General features: G+C 65.7%; 6 protein-coding genes, 2 tRNA genes and 1 pseudogene. 3 read left to right on the top strand and 6 right to left on the bottom strand.

Annotated features, from left to right (window positions below):
- Positions 1-1,212: pseudogene (locus N7333_RS22935) on the top strand (phage receptor); the annotation flags it as partial.
- Positions 1,212-2,048 (top strand): DUF4434 family protein, encoded by an 837-nt coding sequence (locus N7333_RS22930; protein ID WP_129482067.1) that lies wholly within the window; start codon positions 1,212-1,214, stop codon positions 2,046-2,048. The pseudogene N7333_RS22935 and the gene N7333_RS22930, both read left to right, overlap by 1 nt.
- A gap of 53 nt (positions 2,049-2,101) precedes the next feature.
- On the opposite strand, the gene rimO is transcribed toward N7333_RS22930, so the two are convergent.
- From rimO to N7333_RS22910, 4 genes are all read right to left on the bottom strand, one after another.
- Complete coding sequence (gene rimO / locus N7333_RS22925) at positions 2,102-3,424, bottom strand: 30S ribosomal protein S12 methylthiotransferase RimO (RefSeq protein WP_012018228.1); 1,323 nt, start codon at positions 3,422-3,424, stop codon at positions 2,102-2,104.
- 96 nt (positions 3,425-3,520) lie between these two features.
- Entirely contained in the window at positions 3,521-4,069 is a 549-nt protein-coding gene (locus N7333_RS22920; protein WP_129482068.1) for a cytochrome b, read from the bottom strand.
- 136 nt (positions 4,070-4,205) lie between these two features.
- Positions 4,206-4,282 (bottom strand) — tRNA-Met (locus N7333_RS22915).
- Between the two features lie 115 nt (positions 4,283-4,397).
- Positions 4,398-4,474: transfer RNA gene (locus tag N7333_RS22910), tRNA-Met, on the bottom strand.
- Positions 4,475-4,746: 272 nt separating this feature from the next.
- On the opposite strand from N7333_RS22910, the gene N7333_RS22905 reads away from it, so the two are divergent.
- Positions 4,747-6,711 carry an alkyl sulfatase dimerization domain-containing protein gene (locus N7333_RS22905; protein ID WP_129482069.1) on the top strand — a complete coding sequence of 655 codons (1,965 nt, stop codon included), beginning with the start codon at positions 4,747-4,749 and terminating at the stop codon, positions 6,709-6,711.
- A 116-nt stretch (positions 6,712-6,827) separates the two neighbouring features.
- On the opposite strand, the gene N7333_RS22900 is transcribed toward N7333_RS22905, so the two are convergent.
- A complete protein-coding gene (locus N7333_RS22900) occupies positions 6,828-8,216 on the bottom strand; it encodes a DUF1254 domain-containing protein (protein WP_129482070.1) in 1,389 nt (462 codons plus the stop codon).
- Between the two features lie 114 nt (positions 8,217-8,330).
- Positions 8,331-8,659, bottom strand: a 329-nt coding sequence (locus N7333_RS22895; protein ID WP_347815298.1) for a DUF202 domain-containing protein, incomplete at its 5' end; no start/stop codon positions are given.

Here is an 8,659-nt window from a genome sequence, read left to right as displayed (position 1 = left end):
GCCCAGCAGGCCGGTGACCTGCCGCAGAGCAGTGCATGGCTGGCCGAGGCCGTGCGCCTCGAGCCGGACCATCCGCGCTACAACGCCGACTACGGCATGCGCCTGGCGGCGTCACCCAGTGCCGAGCAGCGCCGCCGCGCCATTGCGCTGCTGGAGCGTGCCACGCGCGACTTTCCCGAGGACTACCGCATCGGCGAGACACTGGCCTGGCGTTATGACGAGGCCGAGGACAGTGCCGCCGCGCGCCGCGAACTGCGCCGGGTGATCGATCGGGAGCAGAACCCGGTGGCCGGCGCTGACGAGTACGGCAGCCTGGAGGCGCGGCGCTACCGCCAGCGCAGGGCCCATGAAACGCTGTCGCGGCGTGACAGTTTCACCCTGGCCAGTACCTGGTCGCCGGCTGGCGTGGCGACCAACGACATCCTGCGTGATGACGGCAGCCGCTCCGGTGAGGAGCGCCGTGCGGCCTCGAGCAATGTGCAGATGGCCGTCTGGGACCATGCCCTGGGTGAGGAGCCGAGCCGTGCCGGGCGTTCGTTGTCGGTCTACGGTCGGGCGCTGCTGGGCGGCGATGGTCGCCACCGCTACGGCCGCTCGCTGGGCCTGGGGCTGGGCCTGCGTTATCGGCCCATCGGCACGCAGAATCTCAACCTGTATGGCGAGCTGTATGCGCAAAGCGAGCTGGACGACGCCGACTTCGACGGTTTCAGCCTCGGCCAGTGGCTCAACCCCGGCGAGGTTTCCGACGCCCTGAACGATCACGTGCGCAAGGGGCGCGTCAGCACCGATCTGCTGCTGCGCGCCACCGCCTCCTTCCTTGATCAGGGGGACTGGCGCAACGACTGGCGGGTCGACGAGGGGCGCTGGAACGAGCGCTTTCTCTACCTCGATGCCGCCTGGTGGACCCGTGCCGGGGACCACGCCTGGCTGTCGCGCTTTCAGCAGGGGCACGCCTGGAAGTTGCACACCGAGAGCGCCCAGACCCTGATGCCATACGGGCTCATCGAGTTCAGCGCCCAGGACCCGAACAATGACTGGCGCCAGGATCTGCGCACCGGGGTCGGGCTGCGCTGGCAACTCTGGTACGGCGACAGCCGTTACAACGCCTACCCGGCTCGGGTCACCGTGCGTGGTGAATATCAGTGGGGCCTGGCCGGCAACCTTTACGAGCGCGCTGACGGCTGGTTGCTGGGCGTGGAGGTGAATTTCTGATGCGCCAACTGATGATCATGTTCCTGCTGGTGCTGTGCGCCGCCGATCTGCAGGCCGACGAGCGCCTGTTCTTCCAGCCGTTGAACGCCGACAGCCGCCTGGATCAGCGGACCTGGCGGGACATCTGGCGGACCAGCGCCGACGGTGGCGTCAAGGTGCTGATGGTGCAGTGGACCCTGTACGGCGAATCGGATTTCGGCGGGCGCGACGGCTGGTTGGCCAACAGTCTGCGGGCTGCCCACGAGCAGGGGCTGCAGCTGGTGCTGGGGCTGTACATGGACCCGGCCTACTACCAGCGTCAGCAGGAGCTGGATGGTCCCGGCCTGGAGGCCTACTGGCAGTACCAGCTGGGGCTTTCTCTGGCGCAGCAGCGGCTGCTGCGCGAACAGTGGAAACTGCCGGTGGCCGGCTGGTACCTGCCGATGGAACTGGATGACGTGCAGTTTCAGGCCGGCGAGCGTCGCCAGGTATTGCGCCGTCAGTTGAAGGACCTTGCCGGCAAGCTGGATGCCCCTCTGCACCTGAGCGCCTACAGCGCCGCGCGCTTGAGCCCCGAGGTGTATGCGGCCTGGCTGGGCGATCTGCACGGCCTCGGATTGACGCTCTGGTGGCAGGACGGCGAGGGCACCGCCAGCCTGCCGAAGGCGGTGCGCCGTGCCTATGGTCAGGCGCTGCCCTGCAGCATCGGCATCGTCCGCGAGGCGTTTCGCCAGGTCAGTGCTGATGGCGAGCCGTTTCGCGCCGAGCCGACCGAGCCCAAACGCCTGTACCCCGCCTGTCACGCCACGAGCGTGTTCTCCTTGCGCTATCGCCCCTGGGGCGCGCCGTTGCGCTAGTGCAAAAAGCACGAACCCCGCCGGAGCGGGGTTCGCGCACGTGCTGTAGTGGCTTACACCAGCTCGCCCCACATGTCGTATTCATCGGCGTCGACGATGCGCACGCGCACCTTGTCGCCCGGCTTGACGGCGGTGGAGTCGATGAACACGCTGCCGTCGATCTCAGGGGCATCGGCCCAGGAGCGAGCCACCGCACCTTCGCCGTCCACTTCATCGACCAGCACGTCCATTTCCAGGCCGATCTTGGCCTGCAGGCGTGCCGAGCTGATCGCCTGCTGATGCGCCATGAAACGCTCCCAGCGTTCCTGCTTGACGTCATCCGGTACCGGCTCCAGGCCCAGATCGTTGGCCGGCGCGCCTTCAACCGGCGAATACTGGAAGCAGCCGACGCGGTCGAGCTGCGCCTCGGTCAGCCAGTCCAGCAGGTACTGGAAGTCTTCTTCGGTCTCGCCGGGGAAACCGACGATGAAGGTGGAGCGGATGGTCAGCTCCGGGCAGATCTCGCGCCACTTCTTGATGCGTGCCAGGGTCTTGTCTTCGAAGGCCGGACGCTTCATCGACTTGAGCACTTTCGGGCTGGCGTGCTGGAACGGGATATCCAGGTACGGCAGCAGCTTGCCGGCGGCCATCAGCGGGATCACGTCGTCGACGTTGGGGTAGGGGTAGACGTAGTGCAGGCGCACCCACACGCCCATCGACGACAGCGCCTCGCACAGCTCGAGCATGCGCGTCTTCACCGGCTGGCCGTTCCAGAAGTCCAGCTTGTACTTCATGTCGACGCCGTAGGCGCTGGTGTCCTGGCTGATCACCAGCAGCTCCTTGACCCCGGCCTTGACCAGGCGCTCGGCCTCGCTGAGCACATCGCCCACCGGGCGGCTGACCAGCTTGCCGCGCATCGACGGGATGATGCAGAAACTGCAGCTGTGGTTGCAGCCTTCGGAAATCTTCAGGTAGGCGTAGTGACGCGGCGTGAGCTTGATGCCCTGCGGCGGCACCAGGTCGATCAGCGGGTTGTGCTCGGTCTTCGGCGGGACCACTTCATGCACCGCGCTGACCACCTGCTCGTACTGCTGCGGGCCGGTGACGGCCAGTACGCTGGGGTGCACGTCGCGGATGCTGTCCTCGGCCACGCCCATGCAGCCGGTGACGATCACCTTGCCGTTCTCGGCGATGGCCTCGCCGATGGCGTCCAGAGACTCGGCCTTGGCGCTGTCGATGAAGCCGCAGGTATTGACCACCACCACGTCGGCATCCTGGTAGGTCGGTACGATTTCGTAACCTTCCATGCGCAGCTGGGTCAGGATGCGTTCGGAGTCGACGGTGGCCTTGGGGCAACCCAGGGAAACGAAGCCGACTTTCGGTGTGGCGGTGGACATGCGGGCTAACCTCGATGGGCGCCTGTCCGGCGCCTCTGATCAAAAAGTGCGCAATTCTAGCGGCGGTTTGGGCACTTGAACAGAGGCGCCGTCACCTCAATTGCGTCGGGGCAGCATGCGGATCAGGGTGTTATCGCGCACCACATAATGGTGATACAGCCCGGCGAGGGCATGCAGGCCGATCAGCCAGTAACCGGTCGTGCCGGCCAGCTCGTGCAGTTCCTTGATCCGGCCGGCCAGATCCCGGTTCGCATCGATCAGCGCCGGCAGTTCCAGGCCGAAGAAGGGGATGGGTTTGCCGGCGGCGCTGAGAACCAGCCAGCCGGCCAGTGGTGCGCCGATCATCAGGGCGTACAGGGCGGCATGCATCAGCTGCGCCGGTATGGCCTGCCAGGCGGGCAGCGGCGGCTCGATTCGCGGTGTCGGGGCGATCAGGCGCGCCAGCAGGCGCAGCCAGACCAGTGCAAACACCGTCAGGCCGAGCATGAAGTGCCACTGCTTGAGCAGCTCGCGAGTGTCGCTGCCCTTGGGGAAGTTACCCTTGAGTTCGATGCAGGCGTAGACGGCAGCGAGCAGAATCAGCATCAGCCAGTGCAGGCCGACGGACAGGCTGCCATAGCGGGAGGGCGTGTTCTTCCAGTTCATCAGATTTTCCTCGGTCAATCCCCTGCGTGTGCGGCAGGTATGGCGAGCATAGGTCCGTTTGGCTTGAGGAAAACTGAGGGAGATCAATGAGCGGAAACGAAAAAGGCCACTCGATTGAGTGGCCTTTATCTGAAGGTGGTTGCGGGAGCAGGATTTGAACCTACGACCTTCGGGTTATGAGCCCGACGAGCTACCAGACTGCTCCATCCCGCGTCGGCAATTCTACGCTTGCTTAAAGTGTTGTCAATCGATTTATTGCTTTTGATCGAAAACATTAATTTTCGCCCAAGCAAAAAGGCCACTCGATTGAGTGGCCTTTTCGTGAAGCTGGTTGCGGGAGCAGGATTTGAACCTACGACCTTCGGGTTATGAGCCCGACGAGCTACCAGACTGCTCCATCCCGCGTCTGTGGGGCGGCATTCTACCGGCAGAAACCCTGCTGTCAACCGTTTGGGCGAAGAAAATTGTTTTGCGCTCAGATGCTTAGCGTAAAACGCCCGTTGGGTACCGTCGCCGCCGCCGTTGAACCGGACCGGGAAGCCCGCCATCCGTGCGGCCATTGCAAGCTGCTATGGCCGTTATCCCTCTCTGATATTGGCGCCTGCGGGGAGCGAACCCTAGAGTCGGCTGCGAATCACGCAAGCGTCCACTCCAACAAGAACAGCACGAGGCCTTTCATGCCTATTTTCCGCCTTAACGCCTTGGCCATGGCGCTCACCTTTTCCGGCGCGATCCTCGCCGACGCCTCCGCTTCCAAAGCCGCCAGCGAAAGTACCCGCGAAAGCAATCAGGCCTGGTTGCAGCGCCTGCCCTTCGAGGACCGAAGCAGTTTCGAGGATGCCCGGCGCGGCCTGATCGCCCCCTTCACCGGGGTGGTCGAAAATGCCAAGGGGCAGGTGGTCTGGGATCGCCTGGCGTACAACTTCCTCGATGGCAACGGCGCGCCCGCCAGCGTCAACCCCAGCCTGTGGCGCATGGGGCAGCTGAACAACATGGCCGGGCTGTTCGAGGTGCGTGAGCGCATCTACCAGATTCGCGGCATGGACCTGTCCAACATGACGATCATCGAGGGCGACAGCGGCCTGATCCTGATCGACCCCCTGATCAGCACCGAGACCGCCCGTGCCGGGCTCGAGCTCTATTACCAGCACCGCCCGCGCAAGCCGGTGCGAGCGGTGATCTACAGCCATTCGCATGTCGATCACTTCGGCGGTGTACGCGGAGTGATCGACGAAGCCGACGTCAAGGCGGGCAAGGTCAGGGTGATCGCGCCGGAGGGCTTCTACGAGCATGCGGTCAGCGAGAACGTGCTGGCCGGCCCGGCGATGATGCGCCGCGCCCAGTACATGTACGGCGCGCTGCTGCCGCGTGGCGAGCGCGGTCAGGTCGACTCGGGCCTCGGCAAGGGCACGCCGAGCAACGCGACCGTGACCCTGATCGCCCCCACCGAGCTGATCGCTCAACCGCTGGAGACCCACGTGATCGATGGTGTGGAGATCGAATTCCAGCTTACGCCCGGCACCGAGGCGCCCGCGGAAATGAACATGTACCTTCCGCAGTTCAAGACCCTGTGCATGGCCGAGAACGCCACCCATACCCAGCACAACGTGCTGACGCTGCGCGGCGCCCTGGTGCGCGACGCCAAGGTCTGGGCCCACTATCTGGACGAGGCGCTGGTGCGCTATGGCGAGCAGGCCGAGGTGCTGTTCGCCCAGCATCACTGGCCGACCTGGGGCGGCGAGCGGATCCGCGAATACCTGGCCGATCAGCGCGACATGTATGCCTTTCTCGACAGCCAGACGCTGCGCCTGATCAATCAGGGGCTGACTGCCACCGAGATCGCCGCCGAGCTGCGGTCGCTACCGCCGCGCCTGGCCAGCAAGTGGTACAGCCGCGACTACTACGGCTCGCTCAGCCATAACGTACGCGCGGTGTACCAGCGCTACATGGGCTTCTACGACGGCAACCCGGCCAATCTCGACCCGCTGCCGCCGGAAGATGCCGGGCGCCGCTACGTGGCCGCCATGGGCGGCGCCGACGCAGTGCTGAAGACGGCCAACCAGGCCTTCGCCGATGGCGACTACCGCTGGGCGGCGCAGCTGCTCAACCACCTGGTGTTCGCCGAGCCGGACAATGCGGCGGCGCGCGAGCTGCAGGCCGACACGCTGGAGCAGCTCGGCTACCAGAGCGAGAACGCCACCTGGCGCAACGTCTATCTGAGCGGTGCGCACGAGCTGCGCTCGGGCGTGGCCGAGGCCCGGGCGCGCAATGGTGCGCCGGACATGGTGCGGGCGCTGACGCCGAGCATGTTCTTCGATTACCTGGCTGTGCGCATCGACGCGATGAAGGCCGCCGACGAGGACCTGTCGATCAACTGGCGCTTCACCGATCTGGACGAGGACTATGCCCTGACGCTGCGCAACGGTGTGCTGACCCATCGCAAGCAGTCACGCCATGCTCAGGCGGACATCGACCTGAGCATGAGCAAGGAGCTGCTCGACCGTATCGCGCTGAAGGAAACCGGTTTTCTCAAGGAGGCCACCATTGGTGGCATCGAGATCGCGAGCGGCCGCCTGAAGTTGCTCAAGCTGCTCGGCGGCCTCGACGAGGCGAACCCGCAGTTCAACCTCGTGACGCCCTGAGGCCTGCACGAACGCCCCGCTCGGTGCAGGCCGGGCGGGGCGTTCGTTTGTCTGTGCGCTAGTGGAGCGGACGAATGCGTGGGGGCGTCGTGCCTGGCTGGGCCTGCGGACTCCGGTCAGGGCAGCGTGCGGATTGCCGGCGGCAGCCAGCGTCTTTCCAGCACGTCGGCCTGCGGCCAGTACAGGCGCAGGAACAGGTTGAAGCGACCCTCGGGCGCTGGCAGCCAGTTGCTGTGTTGTGCCGGGTCGGTAGGTGCCTGATGCTGGACGAAGATATCCAGCGAGCCGTCCGGGTTGTAGTGCAGGTCGTCGCGGTCACCGAGGGCATAGCGGTCGAGCGGGTTGGCCGAAAGCAGCTGGCGCTCGTCGTACAGGGTCAGCGACCAGAAGGCGCGTACCGGCGGCAATTGTCCGGCGGCGAAGTGCAGCACGTAGCGTCTGTTGCCCGCTAGCGGACGGTCCTCGGTATCGGTATGCAGGTTCGGGTAGATGGCATCTTCCGGGGAGTTGGCACCCAGCCCGATCTTGGCCACCAGCGCGCGCTGCGCGTAGCGGGTGCCGTACTCGCCCAGCTCGTAGCCGATGCGCCAGCCCTGGTAGGTCTTGCGTTCACCCATCAGGCGCTGGCTGTCATTGAGCATGGCGACCACCCGGCGATAGCCCAGTGCGCTGCCGAGACGCTGCAGTGGCGACTGCTGCAGTGCACAGCCCTCGTCGAGCAGGCCGGTGGCCTGAATGCGTGCGAGCATCGGCGCGTCCTCGGCGCGGGCCGGGTTGTCGGCCAGCAGTCGGCAGAAGGCGCCGAAGAAGTCCTCGCGGCTCCAGCCGGCCAGCTGCCGGTCCGGCCCCATGGCGCGGTCCAGCGTGGGTAGTTCGGTCATGGCTGTCGGTAAGGGCGCAACTGGGCGGCCCTGCCAGGCGCTCAGCGGCATGACGCGGAAGCGGTCCTGCAGAGCGTGCACCTCGGCGTAATCGGCTGGGCCGCGGCTCTTGATGCGGCCGATCATCCAGGCCATCTGCGTCGGGATGCGGATCGGCTGCATGCCGGCCGGCACCTCGCCACGCCAGGTCGGCCCCACGACCAGATAGGTTTGCGCGCGGCTGCCGATGGTGCGCGTACCGGGGCTGCTCACCACATTGGTCCAGGCATCCATGATCGGCATCATGTAGTAGTGCCCACTGGTGTCCGGAATGCTCATCACCACCGGCTCCTGGCGCAGATCGAAGTGCACGATGCTGTACAGGGTGTCGACGTTCGGTGATACCACGCTGTTGAAGCGCGCGTCGGGAAAGCGCCGGCTGTGACGCAAGCCGTTGATAGCGGTGGTGCCGAGCAGCTGCTGATGCTGCTTGGTCAGCTCCATCAACACCAGCGGGTAGGCGAACAGGTAGGCCTGGGCCGTTTCCCGCGCCTGCTGCATCACGCGCTGGGTGGCCAGGCCGCTCAGCAGCACGAGCATGACGACGAGGCCCAGGCGCCAACGAGTCTTCTTAGCAAATCTCATGGATGTGCGCTCCGCTTGGGTGAGAGAAATGCCGGGCGCGATAGTCCCGCTCCGAAGGAGTGATCATGGTCGTGGTCTCCATAGGTCCAGGCCAACGAGCCCGGTAGGCTGGGGTCAGTAGGGAATCGTGCGCACCGCCTTGAGCATGGCCAGCACGGCCATCGCCAGCAGCACCAGGCCGGTGCCGAGCACCATGTGCGGATGGGCGCGGCCACACTCGTCGCGCAGCATCGCCAGGCTGCGCTGGTAGCGCCGACCTTGCTGCAGCCAGAGGATGCCGGCGGCGGCGAGGGCGATCAGCACCAGCGATGGAGCCTGGCCGCGCAGAGCCAGGCAGGCGACGAGCAGCAGCGAGACCTGCGTGCGACGCCAGGCCAGCTCGGTACGTTCGGCCTGCAGGCCGGTGTCGATCGATCCGTCAGCCATGCCAGCGCGGCCAGAAC

This window comes from Pseudomonas sp. GD04158 (genome assembly GCF_029834875.1).
Lineage (GTDB): Bacteria > Pseudomonadota > Gammaproteobacteria > Pseudomonadales > Pseudomonadaceae > Aquipseudomonas > Aquipseudomonas hydrolytica.
The sequence above is the reverse complement of the archived record's forward strand: the minus strand, read 5'-3'. Positions and strand labels throughout refer to the sequence as shown.

What these genes read in the sequence shown, in the direction of transcription:
- N7333_RS22930 (WP_129482067.1), top strand. Translation starts at nt 1,212, where the DNA reads ATGCGCCAACTGATGATCATGTTCCTGCTGGTGCTGTGCGCCGCCGAT.
- rimO (WP_012018228.1), bottom strand. Translation starts at nt 3,424, where the DNA reads ATGTCCACCGCCACACCGAAAGTCGGCTTCGTTTCCCTGGGTTGCCCC.
- N7333_RS22920 (WP_129482068.1), bottom strand. Translation starts at nt 4,069, where the DNA reads ATGAACTGGAAGAACACGCCCTCCCGCTATGGCAGCCTGTCCGTCGGC.
- N7333_RS22905 (WP_129482069.1), top strand. Translation starts at nt 4,747, where the DNA reads ATGCCTATTTTCCGCCTTAACGCCTTGGCCATGGCGCTCACCTTTTCC.
- N7333_RS22900 (WP_129482070.1), bottom strand. Translation starts at nt 8,216, where the DNA reads ATGAGATTTGCTAAGAAGACTCGTTGGCGCCTGGGCCTCGTCGTCATG.